Below are 14,771 nucleotides of genomic sequence, written 5' to 3'. Positions count from 1 at the left end.
CCCGCAATGGAATGCCCATGCACGTGATGTCCCCCGGCCGTTGCCTGACGCTTGCACTTGCCGTCGCGGTGAGCGCCAGCGCATGTGCACGGTCACCGTCCACCGAACACGAAAGGAATCCCGCCATGTCCGGCGCAACGCAGACCGGCCGCACGATCAACGGCCACACCTATACCGATGCGCCCGTGGACGTGAAGCTCGGGCCGAATACCTTCCGCATTCCGGCCAACTACCTGGACAGCCAGATCGCACCATGGCCAGGCGAGGGCGTGACGCTGGTCATCGAGTGGCCGGACATGAAGCCGACGGCGCCGGGTGCGCGGGCCAATCCGCGTACGAATGATTTCCGGAAGGAGATTCCCATCCGGATCAACTATGTTGATCGCGTTCCCGTTGAAACACTGCTTTCAAGGCTGTCGTCAAATGAAGCCATCACGGAGGAGGGCTCTGTGGAAAGGGAGGATCCCAGGGACCGTCTCGATCAACGCGTTGCGCAGCCGGAAACCTTGGGCCTGACGCCCCATGCAATCGATGAAGCGAAGATGGTGGTGTACGCGAAGAAGTATGAGGCGCGGTACGGGAAGCCGCCTGTGCGCAATCCCGCCTACGAAAGAGACTGGTACATCGCACGTCAGAGCGACGGCCGGATCAGCTCATTCATCAAATGTGACGGCGAGGAATTCCGAGGCGACGGCGTGCGGCTGGAGGGGCGCGAGGTGATCAGTGAGCCAGGGGAAGTGGCCGCGGGCTGCGTTCATTACTTCGTGGACATCGACAACAAGCTGTCCGTCAGCCTGGACTACAAGAGAGCGTTTCTGAAAGACTGGAAGCGCATGGAAGAGGCCGTCAGGGACGTCATCGCGCGCACCCGGTCCAAGTGATCGGTGATTCAAGGAAGAGAAGGGGCAGGGTATGAGTGGATTGACAGAACGCGATCTGAGCGTCCTTGGCAGCTATGCCAGAGACGGCAACCGCGAGCTTTACTGGAACTACCTGTCGCAACTGCCGGGAGCCGATGGATACGGGACACTGGCACTGGGTGTTGTACGCAATGACAGCCTGCCGGGACGCGTCGCGAACGCGTATGTACAAAGCTACGCAAAGACCCAGCAGGACGAGGGATCCCGGTTTTCAAATGCACAGTTGACGGAGCGGCAATGGGAGTCCTTTGGGCAGACCCTGCTCGAAAGAGATCTTGAGTTGCGGCAGCAGTGGAAGAACGAGCGCCGTCCAGACCTGGCACTGAATCTCCCCGGCAAGGATGTAATGCTGGCTCACGACCGGGCATTTGAACGGCATGAACTTGATCCTAACTGCTGGACGCCGCGCGTGTTGCTGCAAGCGGCTGAGCAGAAGAGCGGCCCCGAGAAGCTGGAACAGATCTGGACCAACATGCTCAACAATGACTACGCCGGAGGCCCGCGCGTAGGCAACACCAGTGTCGATGCCGTCAGCCAGATGGGATGAGTGAAGGGCGGCCAGTACCTCACCCGGTTGAGCGTGCTGGAAGCCACCCAGGCGCTGGAGGGCCGCTCAGCAGTCGATCCGAACGTCATCGGTGGCAACAGCTACTACGCGATGTACTTCGAAGCGGACAGGAAGTGGGCCAGTGTCAGCGCGGGCGGCGGCCACATCTCGATGCGGGAGATCACCGACCCCGCACGCATCGCCGAACTCAACGACACGCGCGAGGTCCGTCTGGAGCGCCAGGAAAAACGCACCCAGTTCCACCCGGATGACCCGTACCGGACCATCACCCGCAGCCCGCTGACCGCAGCCGTGGACGACGTGCCGGATCCCTCGCAGGCACCGACCCGCCTGGCCGACATTGGTCCGGGCCACCGCGACTACGCACTGATGCAGCAGGTGCGCGAAGGCGTGGCCGCGATCGATGCCAGCGCGGGACGTACCCACGATGAGAACAGCGAGCGCTTGGTGGCGAGCGTGATGGCATTGGCCCGTCGCAACCAGCTTGAACGGGCGGACCATGTCCTGCTGAGCGCGCAGACCGCCGAGCATCCGGCCGGCCGCAACGTGTTCGTGGTGCAGGGCGAGATGAGCGATCCCGCGCATCTGCGAGCCGTCATGCCTACCGATGTTGCGGTGCAGATGCCGGTTGAACAATCACTGCAGCAGATCGAAGCTGCCAGCCTTGAGCGCCAGCAGGCGGCCATGCAGCGCCAGCAGGATATCGATGTGCAGGCGCGCGAAAGTCACGCGATACGCATGGGGTGACCAGGCGAGCGCCGAGCCGGGCGTGGGCACGGCGCCACAGGAGCGGCTCGTCAGAAGCTGTAAGCCGCCTGCACATACACCCGCCGCGGCTCGCCCGGGAAATGCCCGTTGCGCTCGATGAAGCCGCTGGCCGCGTACACCTTGTCGAACAGGTTCTTGACGTTGGCCTGGAACTGCCACTGCTTCCACGTGGTCTTCCAGCTCATGTCGAATACCGTGTATGCCTTGACCGTCTGCCCATCCAGGCTGACACGCTCGCCCACATGGTCGGCGCCGAAGCCGATTGCCGAGTTGATCGAAGGCAGGTCGTAGCGCGTCCACAGGCCGAGCTTGTTGCGTGGCGCATTCGCGAAGCGGTCGCCGGAGGCATTGGTGATGCCGTTCGGTCCGGCGTCCTTCACCCGTGCGTCGTTGTAGGCGTAGGTCAGGTTCACCACCCAGCGCTCGGTCACGTCGGCCAGCAGGTCCAGTTCCATGCCCGTACTGCATACCAGGCCCAGCGCGGCCAGCTGGTTCACGCCGTCCCGTACTTCACCGGTGGCCTGCACGATGTTGCTGCGGTCGATGCGGTAGGCCGCCATGTTCAGGGTCACACGGTCGGCCAGCAGGGACTTCAGGCCGACTTCCCATTGCCTGCTGCGCTCCGCGTCGAACGGTCCGCCGGCCGCCGGGTTCTGGTTGGTGGCACTCTGCGGCACGAAGCCGCTGGCGATGTTGGCATACAGGTTCACGCCGTCCCGGACGGTAAAGGTACTGCCCAGGCGCCAGCTGAGATCGTTGCCATCCACGCTGCCGCCACCCATGCGGTCCTCATCCTTGAAGCCATCCCAGCGCAGTCCGGCCAGCACGTGCCAGCGCGTGCCCAGCGCCAGCTCATCCTGCAGATAGCCGCCGTAGCGCTTGCTGCGGGTTGCGGTGCTGCGCCAGGGCAGGGCGGCCAGGTTGTAGTCATGCCAGGTGCTCGCGCCATAGACCGGGTTGAACAGGTCGATGCCGCGCACCGGGCCGGCGCCGCGTGCCAGGTCGGCACTGTTGGCGGTCTGCGCCGTGAAGTCGGCGTCGAGCTGATACACGTCGGCGCCGAACAGCACCTTGTGTTCGATACGGCCGGTGTTGATCCGCCAGACGGCATTGCCGCTGGCGGTGAAGGCCTCGTTGTCGCGGATCTGGTTGCGCAGCTGGCGCGTCATCCATTCGGCTACGCCATCGCGGTCACGATCGATCAAGCCCATCGGTTCGTGGTACATCTGGTGCTCGTTGTTGCTGAACCAGCGTGCAGCAATGTCCACGTCCAGCGTATCGAGCGGTGCGAAGCGGTACTGCGCCAGTGCAACCCTGGCGCGCATGTCGAGGAAATCACTGGCCTCGTTGTGGTTCCATCGCCGGTCGGTCAGGAAGCTGCCGGCATCGTTCACCGGCACACCGCGCAGCCGGTTGCCGCCCAGGTTCTGGGTGATGTCGGTGAACTGCAGCACCAGTTCGCCGGTCTGGCCAACGTCGAAGGCCAGCGATGCATCGCCGATCACGCTTTCGCTGTCGGCGTTCCAGCGCACCCCCTGCTCGCTGTCGGCATACAGGCCGGCGCGATAGCGGATGCTGCCGCTGGCATTCAGCGGGCCGGTGCCTTCGATCGATCCGGCGCGGAAGTCCTTGTCGCCTGCCTGCAGCTCGATGCGGCGTTCGGCGCGCGCCTTGGGCTTGCGCGTCACGTAGTTGATGATGCCGCCCGCATCACCACCGCCGTACAGCGCACCGGCCGGGCCCTTCAGCACTTCCACGCGTTCGATGTTGAACAGCTGCGGCACCGAGAAGCCTGCATACGGATCGCCGCGCAGACCGTCGTAGAGCACGTTCTCCTGGCGGAAACCGCGCAGCGTGACGCCGGCATAGCTGAAGAAGCTGATGCCGCTGATGCTGCGGTACAGATCGGTGACCTGGCGCGCCGCCTGGTCGTCGATCAGCTCGCGTGGCACGACCTGGATCGACTGCGGTACCCGCTCCAGCGGAGTATCGGTGCGGCTGCCGACGGCTGCATCGTTGGCGCGATACAGGGTCTGCGCGCGGCCGCGGACTTCCACTTTGTCCAGGTCCTTCGGGGCGTCAGTGGAGGTCTCGGAAGCCAGTGCAGGTGTAGCCAGGGAGAGGGGCAGCGCCAGGCAGAGGGCGTGCTTGAGCGGGGTTGGAAGGGGCATGAGGGACGAGGCCGGGCTGCAAATGAGAAAGATTAGCATTTGCAGTGCTTCGAGGCCTATCCCCCGGGTGCACTATGGACGCGGGCCCGGGTCGGTATACGGAGTGCCGGCCAGGGCCACCAGCACGCCGGTCCCGCCGCGCACGATCAGCTGCAGCATCGCCTGGCGCGGATCCTCACCCTCCTGCTGGCTGGCCAGTCCTCCCTGATAGGCCGCCACCATCGACGCCAGCAGCATCGCCGCACCCAGGCGTGCCTCGGCATCATCCGCTGGCCGCCCGACCGCGCTTGCCATCAACAGCGTGAGGTCGTCGGCCAGCAGTGCCTGCAGCCGTCGCGCGTGCGCCACCAGCACCGGACTGTCGGCCACGGTGGCCCAGAAGGCCGCTGCACCGGCATTGATCCGCAACAGGGGATGGCCGCTGTCGAGCAGCTCCCTCACCAGCGACTGGAAGGCGGCCAGCGGCGTCATGCCGCGGCGCGCCGCCATGCCCTCGCGCAGCAACGCCCGCGCCTCCTCGTCGCGGTCGAATACCAGGTCCTCCTTGCTGGCGAAATAGTTGAAGACCGTCTTGCGCGAGACTCCGGCGGCCTCGGCGATCTCGGACATCGACACCGCCTCGAAGCCACGCCGGATGATCAGCGCGGTGGCGACATCGGAAATTGCCTGTCGGGTCTGTGCCTTGCGTTGCTCGCGACGGCCTTGGGGCGGGGTCATGGCGGTTGGCTTGTGTAAACGTACACCGAGTGTAACATTGTGCGCACCAGCGCCGGGCCGGCGCAGAGCGGGGATCCTGATGCTGTACGACGTTGTCATTGCCGGGGCCGGCCCGGTCGGCCTGTTCCTGTCCTGCGAGCTGGCCCAGGCCGGCTGTTCGGTCCTGCTGCTGGAGCAGGCTGAGTCGCCCGATTCAGCCCTGAAGCGCCTGCCCTTTGGCCTGCGCGGCTTGAACGCGCCCACGCTGGAAGCGCTGGATCGGCGCGGCCTGCTGGACGCGGTCGCGGCCCGCCAGGTGCTGAAGCCGGACAAGGGCGCACCGCCGCCCGGCACCGCCCATTGGCTGGCGCAACCGCGGCCGCTGGGAGGCCACTTCGCCGGCATTCCTTTCGCCCTGGATGACGTGGACGGCGGGCGCTGGCGTGATCGCCTGCCGACCCCGGTACCCACCCAGATGGCGGTGGAGCTGCAGTCGCTGGAGGCGGTGCTGGCCGAGCGCGCAGTGTCACTGGGTGTGCAGATCGAGCGGGGCTGTACGGTGCAGGCAGTGCAGGCACACGACGCACAGATGCAGGTGCAGACCGTTCGCGGGCTGATGCGGGGCCGCTGGCTGGTCGGTTGCGACGGCGCCCGCAGCACGGTACGCAAGCAATCGGGCTTCGTGTTCGCAGGGACCACGCCGGAGTTCACCGCGTACACGCTGCAGGTTGAACTGGCCGATCCGTCGGTGCTCACCCCGGGGCGTCAGTTCACCGAATACGGCATGTGCAATTTCAACCCGCCGGGCGTGCTGGCGCTGGCCGATTTCGACGGTGGCGCAGGCCACCGCGGGCCACTGGACCTGCACGCCGCCCAGGCGTTGCTGCGGCGGGTGTCCGGGCGGCAGGCAACGATCGCCGCGTTGCATCTGGCCACCACATGGACCGATGCCGGGCGCCAGGCCACGGCCTATCGCAGCGGCCGCGTGCTGTTGGCTGGTGATGCGGCGCACATGCATTCGCCGCTGGGAGGTCAGGGCCTGAATCTCGGCATCGGCGATGCGATGAACCTGGGGTGGAAGCTGGCCGCCGTGGCGCGAGGCGACGCCGCCGAGACGCTGCTGGACAGCTATCAGGCTGAGCGTCATCCGATCGGCGCCCGGGTGCTCGACTGGTCGCGTGCGCAGGTGGCGTTGATGCGACCAGGCCCAGGGCAGCGCGCGCTGGCGGCGGTCTTCGCCGACCTGGCCGCGACCCGCGACGGTGCCACCTATCTCGCTGAGCGGCTGTGGGGCGTGGCACAACCAGCGGTGTTCAACGGCGAGCATCCGTGGGTTGGCCAAAGCGTGCCTGACGTCCAGCTGGCCAATGGCGATCGCATGGGGGAGCTGCTGCGCGCAGGGAAGGGCGTGCTGCTGGGGCTCGATACCGGCGTTTCACTCGGCCCGGTCTTTGCGCGCTGGCAACGCTCGGTTACCTGCGTGATATCCACGGCGCGCGATGCGATGGGACTGGGTGCGTTGCTGGTCCGCCCTGACGGTATCGTGGCCTGGGCCTGCGATGCCGGCGGCGATGCGTCGGGGCTGGCGCCCTCGCTGGAACGCTGGTTCGGTCCGCCGCGGGGAGCGACCGGCTAGGGCGATGCCACCACAGCCAGCGCGCGGCGCGCGGTCTCGGTCATCACCGAGGCCAGCTGCTTCAATGAGTACGGCTTGCGCAGCAGGGTGAAGCCATGGCCAGGATCCCGCGCCAGCAATTCGCTGTAGCCGCTGGTGAGGATCACCGGAAGCTCCGGGAAGCGGGCGCGGATGGCACGGGCCAGATCCAGGCCGTTCATGCCCGGCATTACCACGTCGCTGAACACCACATGGAAGCGCGAGGCATCCCGTTCCAGCTCGGCCAGGGCCTCGTCCGCATTGCGTGCAAGGACCACGCTGTAGTCGAGTTCGCGCAGGGCGCCCACCGCAAATTCGGCCACGTCGACGTTGTCTTCCACCACCAGCACGCAGACGCCATGCCCATGCTGCAGCCCCGATTGCGCCGCCGGCCGTTCCGTCGTTTCTCCTGCCTGCGCCAGCGGCAGGTACAGCGTAAAGCGGGTGCCGGCGCCGGCCTGGCTCTGCACGTCCACCTCGCCTTCTGACTGCTTGACGAAGCCGAATACCTGGCTGAGACCGAGTCCGGTCCCGGCGCCCACGCTCTTGGTGGTGAAGAAGGGCTCGAAAATGCGGTCAACCACCGCAGGGTCGATGCCCGCTCCGGTGTCGGTCACACTGATTGCGGCAAAGTCGCCCTTCATCGGCGCGGCGAAGCGCACCGAAGGCACGGCGGTTACCTGCTCCACCTGGATGGTCACCCTGCCGTGTCCCTCGATCGCATCGCGGGCATTGACCGCGATGTTGATCAATGCAGTGTCCAGCTGGGTCCGGTCCAGCAGTACCGGCATCGGTGTATCGGGCAATGTCAACGACACCTGGATGCGCGCGCCAAGTACCGTGGTGATGATATCCGAGAGCGCGTGCACGCTTTCGCAGAGGTCGAAGACCTCCGGCGACAGGCTCTGGCGACGCGAGAATGCAAGCAGTTGCGCGGTCAGCTTGGTGGCGCGGTCCGACGCTGTTGCAATGGCCTGGATGTAGCGGCGCCGGGTGTCGTCTGCCGGCCACGTGTGCAGGAGCATGTCTACCGAACCGGTGATGACCTGCAGCAGGTTGTTGAAGTCGTGGGCCACCCCGCCGGTGAGCTGGCCGATCGCCTCCAGCTTCTGCGACTGGCGCAGCTGCTCGCGGGCGCGCACCAGTTCCAGATGGGCCTCCCGCGCCTGCTCGGTGATCGCCGCGACCTGGCGGCTGTGCAGGTCGCGCTCGATCACCCGTTCGGTCTGTTCGCTGACCACGCACAGGATGCCGGCCACGCTGCCGCAGCCGACGCGCAGCGGCGAATAGGAGAACGTCCAGAATGTTTCACGCAGCGTGCCGTCGCGATCCATCATCAACGGGAGGTTCTTGAAGCTGCGGCTGGTGCCGGCGAAGGCATCGTTGACGGCCTGCACCACGTCCGGCCATACGTCCTCCCAGACATCCTCCAGGCGATTGCCCATCGCGCCGTGCAGTTTTTCCCCCAGCATGGGCAGGTACGCATCATTGAAGAAGAACGCCTTGTCTTCCTTGCCCCAGGCAAGCCACAGGGGTTCTGGCGAATCCAGGATCATCGCCAGCAACGTGCGAAGTTCGGCGGGTGCGCTTGCGGCAGTGGCCGAGCGGGCCCAGTCACTGTCCTGCAGCAGTCGGTAAGCGAGCTGATCAGGTGCAGAGACTGGCAGGGGAAAAGGATGCATGGCCGCCATTGGCGCAGGAAGGTGGCGCAGCATAGCCCAGCGCATGTCATGACGCTCTGCACACCGCCGACATGAAAGACCTCGCCACTTCGCCGCCGACGTGGCAGCGATGTACCCTTTGTTCCGCAGGTTGCCGCTATCGCGACGCAGCGCGAAGGGAGGCGACGCTGGCCTGAGCGGCGGGTCTAGCCCTCACGACCTGCCTGCGCGGTGAGCGCATCCCGGCCAGCCTCGGTGAGATCGATATCCCCGTCCTCTGCCTGTACAGCCCATCCGGCGGTCACCGCCCACGTTGCGGCATCACCGCGCACCGGTTCTGCAGCGGCGATGGCTTGGAGTATTTTCCGCTGTTCCACAGTCATTGCCACGTTGCGGTCCTCAGATACCCAGCAACGACGCCGGTTGCCAGTCCGACAGCCGGGCATGGCTGACCGGTTGATGGCAGCCGCACCCGTCGCAGCGGAACAATGCTCCACCTGGCAAGTGCACCAGATTGTCCTCACTGGCCGAACTGGTCGATGTGCAATGCCGGCAGGTGACCGTGAGCGCGGTGATGCGCTGCACGCCCCCTGACAGATCGAACACGGCCTCGAACGCGCGAATGACAGGGTGGGCAGTGTCCGGCATCTGAATCTCGACAGGGTGGGGAGACCCCATCGTCGCGCGCCGGTTGTGATGGGCCAGTCAGCCAGGTGCATGGACATGATCAAGACAGCCGCGGCAACCGGCAGCGCTCCATTTCAGAGATCCTTTTTCTTTCCGCTCAGGTCCAGCGGCTTGTCACTGCCGCCGCGCTCGCTCGACCACACTTCCACACCCTTGTTGCAACGGCTCTCGCGGGCAGCGACCTCGCGTGGCAGATCCTTCAGATGGGGTGACTCCTGGCAGGCCGGATGCATGGCACTGTCGTCGTAGGTGGCGCAGGCGCTGAGCGACGCCAGAGCGATGGCAGTGAGGGTGGCGCGGAATGAAGGCTGCAGGTTCATGGGATGGCCTCGGGTAATGCCAGGATGGCCATGGAATTCAAATCCGTGACGCCGGGCATGCACAATCGGACCCGTTGCACTTGTTATTCTGTAACAAATGCGCGATAGTCCGGCCCCTGCTGGGTCAGGCGATGCAGATCATCAGCACCATGCACAGCGCCACCATCAGCACGAACACACGACGGCTCAGCGCCAGGCAGGCCAGATAGGCTGCGAGCGCCCACGCAGCCAGCAGTGCACAGGCCACCACCCACAGCCCGATCCCCATCATCGAACCGGCTGCCAACGCGGACAAGGCAATGGCCTTGGACAACGCCACCCCCAGCACGCTGCCCAGCATGCCGGCCTGCAAGGCGATGGCATCGTGGCGGGCAGGGGCGCGAGGGTGGTGCATTGCGGGTCCGGTGCAGGCCGAGAAAACGGCGTCGGCTGCACTGTGCCCAAATGCACATCCACGAAATGTGTTCATCGCGCGTCAGGAGCGCGACAAAAACCGCGCAGTCGACCGATGGACCTGTGGATGCGGTCGTCCGTTCTTCAGTGGTTGCCGGCGGCGACGGTCTTGCGCTTCCTGTCCAGCATCACCGCCACGCACCACAGCAGCAGGCCGCCGATCGCGGTGGCTGCACCGACATAGCCGGTGCTGGCCGGGCTGAAGCCGGCGCTGATCGCCATGCCGCCCAGCCACGGGCCGAGTGCGTTGGCGGTATTGAAGGCGGCGTGATTGGAGGCGGCCGCCAGCGTCTGCGCTTCGCCGGCCACATCCATCAGTCGCGTCTGCAGCACCGCCGCCAGCGCACCCATGGTGCCAACCGTGATGATCATCGGGCCGATGGTCCAGACCGACTGTGCGGCCAGCGGATACAGCAGCAGCATCATGATCGACCACAGCAGCACCACGGCGGCGGCCTTGAAATGGAACTTGTCCACCAGCCAGCCACCGGCGATGTTGCCGATGATCGCGCCGATGCCGAACACGCCCACTGCCAGCGGCATCCACGATTCGGCCACGCCGGTGACCTGCACCAGGGTGGGTGCGAGGTAGGTGAACACGCAGAACATGCCGGCGAAGCCGACTGCACCGATTGCCAGCGCCAGCCACACCTGGGGAGTGTTGAAGGCGCGCAGTTCGCGCATCGGCGAGGTACGCACTTCGTCCGGGTCCGGCAGCAGGAAGCGCGCGATCATCGCCACCGTGGCAATGGCCAGCACGCTGACCAGGGCAAAGGCGGTGCGCCAGCTCAACTGCTGGCCCAGCCAGGTGGTCAACGGATTGCCGACCAGGATCGCGATCGACAGGCCCAGCAGCACCCGCGACATCGCCTGGCCGCGCTGGCCGGCAGGACTGATCGCAGCCGCCACCAGCATCGCAACGCCGAAGTAGGCGCCATGCGGCAGGCCGGCGACGAAGCGTGCCACCAGCATCGTGCCGTAATTCGGTGCCAGCGCGCTGGCCAGGTTGCCGATCGCGTAGAAGCCCATCAGCGCCAGCAGCAGCTTGCGGCGCGGGAAGCTGGCACCCACGAAGGCGAGGATCGGGGCGCCGACCACCACGCCGATGGCGTAGGCGCTGATCAGGTGCCCGACCTGGGTTTCGGAAATCGACAGGCCGCGGCTGATCTCCAGCATCAGGCCCATGCTGGCGAACTCGCTGGTGCCGATGGCGAAGCCACCCAGTGACAGGGCGAGGATGATCAGGGTGCGCTGACGTGGCGTCAGCCGCGCAGCCAGGGAAGAGTTGGGGCTCATGCGGGGGCGCGATGGGGCGGGGAGCCGTCCATTGTACTGCTGCACTGCAGCAGGAGCAGCAGTACTCAGGGTAAATCAGCGTTTGATCGGTGACACGCCGGCCCTCCGCGCCGCCTCGCGGCCGGCTCAGATGCCCAGCGCCGCCCGGGCATGAGCGTATTTGTCGCGAAGGCGCCCTGCCGTGGTCCCGTCCAGCATCGCCAGCCGCTGTGGATCGGCGTTGTCATCCAGATCGGCGCGCTTCACTTTCAGTGCCAGCGGGTGGGCGGCAATGCGCGCGTAGTAGCTGTCCGCGTCAGGAGCTGCATCGCGGTTGAGCAGTTGCACCGCCTCGCGCAGCGGCGCAGGAAATACCTCGATCCGTGCGGCAAACGCCGGGCAGTCCTCGGCCACGTCATGCAGCCAGGCCACCACTTCGGCGTCATCGTCGCCGCGCACCGCAGCCGCCACCCGCGCCACATGGCCGATGTAAGGCTGGCCGGCCTTGTCGATCTGCCCCGCGTGGGCCTCGGTGGCCAGCGTGCGGGCAAGTGCTACCCAGTCCATTGCAGTCTCCTTGGATATCCGCGCACAGTTTCGCGCAAACGCCGCAGCGGTTGTGGATGCGCCCATGACGCTGCCACCGGCATGATGGCGGGGCAGGGGGCGCAGTGTTGCCCCGACAAGGAGGAGTGAGATGCAGGAATTCAGGCATGTGCTGGAAACCCGTGGGCGCTACCAGCTGGTAGCGGTGTCCTACGAGCCGGTGTACGCTCCCGGCGATGTGGTCGGCCATGCGGTCGTCGCCGACGATGGGGATCGTCTGACCGACCTGATATCACTGGCCGAAGCGCGCCAACGCTTGCTGCAACTGGTGCGTGAAGAGGGCGAGGAGCCCGGGCTGGAAAACGAGAACCACCTGCGGAAGAAGGCGTCGCGCTGGCGCCACCGCTAGGCCGTCGCGCCGCGTGCGCATCATGGAGGATTCGGGTGTTGCCCAGTAAGAAGTATCTGCTCATCGCCATCATCACGCTGGCGACCCTGCTGCTCGGTTTCGTGTTTTCCGGCTATCTGACCCTGCTGTTCCTGGGGCTGGACACCCAGCTGTTCACCTGGAACACCTACTACCAGTACGTCCACGCCATCGGCCAACCGCAGGTCGCGCCCTTCGTGGGCAAGATCAAATGGGCTGGCTACGTGGGCTTCGGCCTGCCCCTGCTGGTGCTGCTGGTGGCCGGCCTGGTGCTGCTGCTGAAGAAGGACAAGCGCTCGCTGCACGGCGACGCGCGCTTCGCTACCGGCGCCGACCTGGCCAAGCACGGCATGTTCAAGAAGACCGGCCAGAGCATCGTGGTCGGCAGCCATGGCGGCAAGCTGGTGCGCCTGGATGGCCAGCAGTTCGTGATCCTGGCCGCGCCGACCCGCTCGGGCAAGGGCGTGGGCGTGGTCATCCCGAACCTGCTGGAGTACGGCGAATCGCTGGTGGTGCTGGACATCAAGCAGGAGAACTTCGACCTGACCAGTGGCTGGCGCGCCAGCCAGGGCCAGGAAATCTACCTGTTCAATCCCTTCGCCGAGGACCGGCGCACGCACCGCTGGAACCCGCTCAGCTACGTCTCCGATGATCCGGCCTTCCGCGTGTCGGACCTGATGAGCATCGCCGCGATGCTGTATCCGGACGGGGCCGAGGACCAGAAATTCTGGGTCAGCCAGGCGCGCAACGCGTTCATGGCCTTCACCCTGTACCTGTTCGAGAACTGGGACGACGAGCGCAGCAGCGGTTTCCCGGGCGGCGCCGGCACCCCCACGCTCGGTGCGGTGTACCGTCTGTCCTCCGGCGACGGCACCGACCTGAAGAAGTACCTCAAGACCCTGTCGGAGCGGCCGTTCCTCAGCGCCAACGCCCGTTCGGCGTTCGCCAACATGCTGTCGCAGGCCGATGAGACCTTCGCCTCGATCCTGGGCACCTTCAAGGAACCGCTCAATCCCTGGATCAATCCGGTGCTGGACAAGGCCACCAGCTGCAACGACTTCCTGCTGACCGATGTCCGCAAGAAGAAGATGACCATCTATATCGGCATCCAGCCGAACAAGCTGGCCGAGAGCCGGCTGATCATCAACCTGTTCTTCAGCCAGCTGATCAACCTCAACACCAAGGAACTGCCCAAGTCCAACCCGGACCTGAAGTACCAGTGCCTGCTGCTGATGGACGAATTCACCTCGATCGGCAAAGTGGAGATCATCGCCTCGGCGGTGTCCTACATGGCTGGCTACAACATCCGCCTGCTGCCGATCATCCAGAGCATGTCCCAGCTCGACGCCACCTACGGCCGGGAAGTGTCACGCACCATCATCACCAACCATGCCCTGCAGATCCTGTACGCGCCGCGTGAGCAACAGGATGCCAACGACTATTCGGACATGCTGGGCTACACCACGGTGCGCAAGAAGAACGTCACCCATGCCCGCGAGAAGACCCACAACTTCACCGAGGAACGGCGCGCGCTGATGCTGCCGCAGGAGCTGAAGGCAATGGGGCCGGACATGGAGGTGTTCCTGTATGAGGGCATACCGCATCCGGTGAAGTGCGACAAGATCCGCTACTACAAGGACCGCTACTTCACTTCGAGGCTGCTGCCGAAGGTGGATGTTCCGATGCTGAACGTCTAATTCACGACGCTTAATTTGTGAATTTGGTTCGAAGTTAAGAATGTGAATTCGTGATTTCGGTCAAGAATTTGGCATTTGTTCATGGATTTTCAGACTTGTCTGACATGGAATTGACGCGTGGTTGTGCGACCCTGTGTCTGTCGTCCAGAAGTGTGTGCTGGATGTCAAAGATGTAGCAGCAGGGTGGCCAGGAGTTTGTGCCATGGAAACAAGGATGGTTTCGACGTTGGTGAGGTATGCGGATGTGTTGTCGGCTGCGCCGATGGCCCCGCGACCTGGTTGGCAGCCTTTGGGCTGCAGGGGAGCCGGAGTGGGTGCGCTGCACACAGCGTGTCCCTCCGATTCCGGCGTGCGCGATGCAGCGCCGGACGACCAGGAGGACCAATGCTCGGGACTGCTTTTTCGTACGTCAAAGTGAAGCCCGTATGAATCAGGCGTTTATCGCGAAAATGTCCATCGCCGCAGTGGCGGCGCTGATGGTGGCCGGTTGCGCCACCAAGTCCGCTCCGGATTTCGGAGGCCGCTGGAAGCCGGTCAACCGCTTTGCTGCGACGACGACCGAAATTCCGCTGTACTCCAGCTACGTCTACCAGGCCTCGCCGATGGATGGCACGCTCAAAGCCATGCTCGAGCGTTGGGCCAAGGATTCCGGGCGCACGCTGGACTACCGCCTCAGCTCGGATTTCACTCTGTATGGCGCGGTCTCGAACATCGACACCACCAACGCACAGCAGGCCGTGATCGATCTGACCGCAGCCTATGCGGCGCAGGGCATCTCCGTCTCCATCGTTGGCAACCAGATCGTTGTGCAGAGCGCTGGCTCGACGCCGACCGCGTCGGCGCAGGGCGCTGATTCCAACAGCGGCACCTGAGTCCACCTCGAAATCATCGAACGTGCCGCTCCCCGCGCCTGTCGCAGGGGTGCCAC

14 protein-coding genes and 1 pseudogene are annotated in these 14,771 nt (G+C 65.2%); 6 read left to right on the top strand and 9 right to left on the bottom strand.

Annotated elements, in window-relative coordinates:
- Positions 1 to 17: 17 nt before the first annotated feature.
- Together ROV93_RS21955 and ROV93_RS21950 are read left to right on the top strand one after the other, a co-directional pair.
- Positions 18 to 881 carry a hypothetical protein gene (locus tag ROV93_RS21955; RefSeq protein ID WP_072168103.1) on the top strand — a complete coding sequence of 288 codons (864 nt, stop codon included), beginning with the start codon at positions 18 to 20 and terminating at the stop codon, positions 879 to 881.
- Positions 882 to 912: 31 nt separating this feature from the next.
- A pseudogene (locus ROV93_RS21950) lies at positions 913 to 2,235 on the top strand (XVIPCD domain-containing protein).
- A 50-nt stretch (positions 2,236 to 2,285) separates the two neighbouring features.
- Here the strand turns inward: ROV93_RS21950 and ROV93_RS21945 are convergent.
- Complete coding sequence (locus ROV93_RS21945; RefSeq protein WP_072168102.1) at positions 2,286 to 4,427, bottom strand: TonB-dependent receptor; 2,142 nt, start codon at positions 4,425 to 4,427, stop codon at positions 2,286 to 2,288.
- Positions 4,428 to 4,499: 72 nt separating this feature from the next.
- Positions 4,500 to 5,144: a TetR/AcrR family transcriptional regulator gene (locus ROV93_RS21940; protein WP_072168101.1), complete on the bottom strand. Its 645-nt coding sequence runs from the start codon at positions 5,142 to 5,144 to the stop codon at positions 4,500 to 4,502.
- A 79-nt stretch (positions 5,145 to 5,223) separates the two neighbouring features.
- On the opposite strand from ROV93_RS21940, the gene ROV93_RS21935 reads away from it, so the two are divergent.
- Positions 5,224 to 6,759, top strand: a complete 1,536-nt coding sequence (locus ROV93_RS21935; protein ID WP_180890776.1) for an FAD-dependent monooxygenase — start codon at positions 5,224 to 5,226, stop codon at positions 6,757 to 6,759.
- Here the strand turns inward: ROV93_RS21935 and ROV93_RS21930 are convergent.
- From ROV93_RS21930 to ROV93_RS21900, 7 genes are all read right to left on the bottom strand, one after another.
- A complete protein-coding gene (locus ROV93_RS21930) occupies positions 6,756 to 8,459 on the bottom strand; it encodes a PAS domain-containing sensor histidine kinase (RefSeq protein WP_072168178.1) in 1,704 nt (567 codons plus the stop codon). The two genes, ROV93_RS21935 and ROV93_RS21930, sit on opposite strands and share 4 nt — an antisense overlap.
- Positions 8,460 to 8,644: 185 nt before the next feature.
- Positions 8,645 to 8,821 (bottom strand): hypothetical protein, encoded by a 177-nt coding sequence (locus ROV93_RS21925; RefSeq protein ID WP_005417260.1) that lies wholly within the window; start codon positions 8,819 to 8,821, stop codon positions 8,645 to 8,647.
- A gap of 16 nt (positions 8,822 to 8,837) precedes the next feature.
- Positions 8,838 to 9,086 carry a hypothetical protein gene (locus tag ROV93_RS21920; protein WP_005417258.1) on the bottom strand — a complete coding sequence of 83 codons (249 nt, stop codon included), beginning with the start codon at positions 9,084 to 9,086 and terminating at the stop codon, positions 8,838 to 8,840.
- Positions 9,087 to 9,199: 113 nt separating this feature from the next.
- Positions 9,200 to 9,445, bottom strand: a complete 246-nt coding sequence (locus ROV93_RS21915) for a hypothetical protein (RefSeq protein ID WP_072168099.1) — start codon at positions 9,443 to 9,445, stop codon at positions 9,200 to 9,202.
- Between the two features lie 124 nt (positions 9,446 to 9,569).
- The gene (locus tag ROV93_RS21910) at positions 9,570 to 9,839 is read right to left on the bottom strand and encodes a hypothetical protein (protein ID WP_072168098.1); all 270 of its coding nucleotides are present in this window, start codon (positions 9,837 to 9,839) and stop codon (positions 9,570 to 9,572) included.
- A 143-nt stretch (positions 9,840 to 9,982) separates the two neighbouring features.
- Positions 9,983 to 11,194, bottom strand: coding sequence for an MFS transporter (locus ROV93_RS21905; protein WP_072168097.1), 1,212 nt, complete (start codon positions 11,192 to 11,194; stop codon positions 9,983 to 9,985).
- Positions 11,195 to 11,320: 126 nt separating this feature from the next.
- Complete coding sequence (locus ROV93_RS21900; RefSeq protein ID WP_049415052.1) at positions 11,321 to 11,740, bottom strand: HD domain-containing protein; 420 nt, start codon at positions 11,738 to 11,740, stop codon at positions 11,321 to 11,323.
- 130 nt (positions 11,741 to 11,870) lie between these two features.
- Here ROV93_RS21900 and ROV93_RS21895 point away from each other — a divergent pair, with 130 nt between their 5' ends.
- The 3 genes from ROV93_RS21895 (at position 11,871) to ROV93_RS21885 (ending at position 14,715) form a co-directional block, all read left to right on the top strand.
- On the top strand, positions 11,871 to 12,128 hold the full coding sequence (locus tag ROV93_RS21895) for a hypothetical protein (protein WP_005417248.1): 258 nt from the start codon (positions 11,871 to 11,873) through the stop codon (positions 12,126 to 12,128).
- Positions 12,129 to 12,163: 35 nt separating this feature from the next.
- Positions 12,164 to 13,843: a type IV secretory system conjugative DNA transfer family protein gene (locus ROV93_RS21890; protein ID WP_061480696.1), complete on the top strand. Its 1,680-nt coding sequence runs from the start codon at positions 12,164 to 12,166 to the stop codon at positions 13,841 to 13,843.
- 425 nt (positions 13,844 to 14,268) lie between these two features.
- Entirely contained in the window at positions 14,269 to 14,715 is a 447-nt protein-coding gene (locus ROV93_RS21885; RefSeq protein WP_032954281.1) for a hypothetical protein, read from the top strand.
- The last annotated feature ends 56 nt before the right edge of the window (positions 14,716 to 14,771 follow it).

This window comes from Stenotrophomonas maltophilia group sp. msm4, assembly GCF_032025605.1.
Lineage (GTDB): Bacteria > Pseudomonadota > Gammaproteobacteria > Xanthomonadales > Xanthomonadaceae > Stenotrophomonas > Stenotrophomonas sepilia.
The sequence above is the reverse complement of the archived record's forward strand: the minus strand, read 5'-3'. Positions and strand labels throughout refer to the sequence as shown.

Bases quoted from the DNA above. Each gene is read 5' to 3' on its own strand.
- ROV93_RS21955 (WP_072168103.1), top strand. From the start codon at position 18: ATGCACGTGATGTCCCCCGGCCGTTGCCTGACGCTTGCACTTGCCGTC.
- ROV93_RS21945 (WP_072168102.1), bottom strand. From the start codon at position 4,427: ATGCCCCTTCCAACCCCGCTCAAGCACGCCCTCTGCCTGGCGCTGCCC.
- ROV93_RS21940 (WP_072168101.1), bottom strand. From the start codon at position 5,144: ATGACCCCGCCCCAAGGCCGTCGCGAGCAACGCAAGGCACAGACCCGA.
- ROV93_RS21935 (WP_180890776.1), top strand. From the start codon at position 5,224: ATGCTGTACGACGTTGTCATTGCCGGGGCCGGCCCGGTCGGCCTGTTC.
- ROV93_RS21930 (WP_072168178.1), bottom strand. From the start codon at position 8,459: ATGCATCCTTTTCCCCTGCCAGTCTCTGCACCTGATCAGCTCGCTTAC.
- ROV93_RS21925 (WP_005417260.1), bottom strand. From the start codon at position 8,821: ATGACTGTGGAACAGCGGAAAATACTCCAAGCCATCGCCGCTGCAGAA.
- ROV93_RS21920 (WP_005417258.1), bottom strand. From the start codon at position 9,086: ATGCCGGACACTGCCCACCCTGTCATTCGCGCGTTCGAGGCCGTGTTC.
- ROV93_RS21915 (WP_072168099.1), bottom strand. From the start codon at position 9,445: ATGAACCTGCAGCCTTCATTCCGCGCCACCCTCACTGCCATCGCTCTG.
- ROV93_RS21910 (WP_072168098.1), bottom strand. From the start codon at position 9,839: ATGCACCACCCTCGCGCCCCTGCCCGCCACGATGCCATCGCCTTGCAG.
- ROV93_RS21905 (WP_072168097.1), bottom strand. From the start codon at position 11,194: ATGAGCCCCAACTCTTCCCTGGCTGCGCGGCTGACGCCACGTCAGCGC.
- ROV93_RS21900 (WP_049415052.1), bottom strand. From the start codon at position 11,740: ATGGACTGGGTAGCACTTGCCCGCACGCTGGCCACCGAGGCCCACGCG.
- ROV93_RS21895 (WP_005417248.1), top strand. From the start codon at position 11,871: ATGCAGGAATTCAGGCATGTGCTGGAAACCCGTGGGCGCTACCAGCTG.
- ROV93_RS21885 (WP_032954281.1), top strand. From the start codon at position 14,269: ATGAATCAGGCGTTTATCGCGAAAATGTCCATCGCCGCAGTGGCGGCG.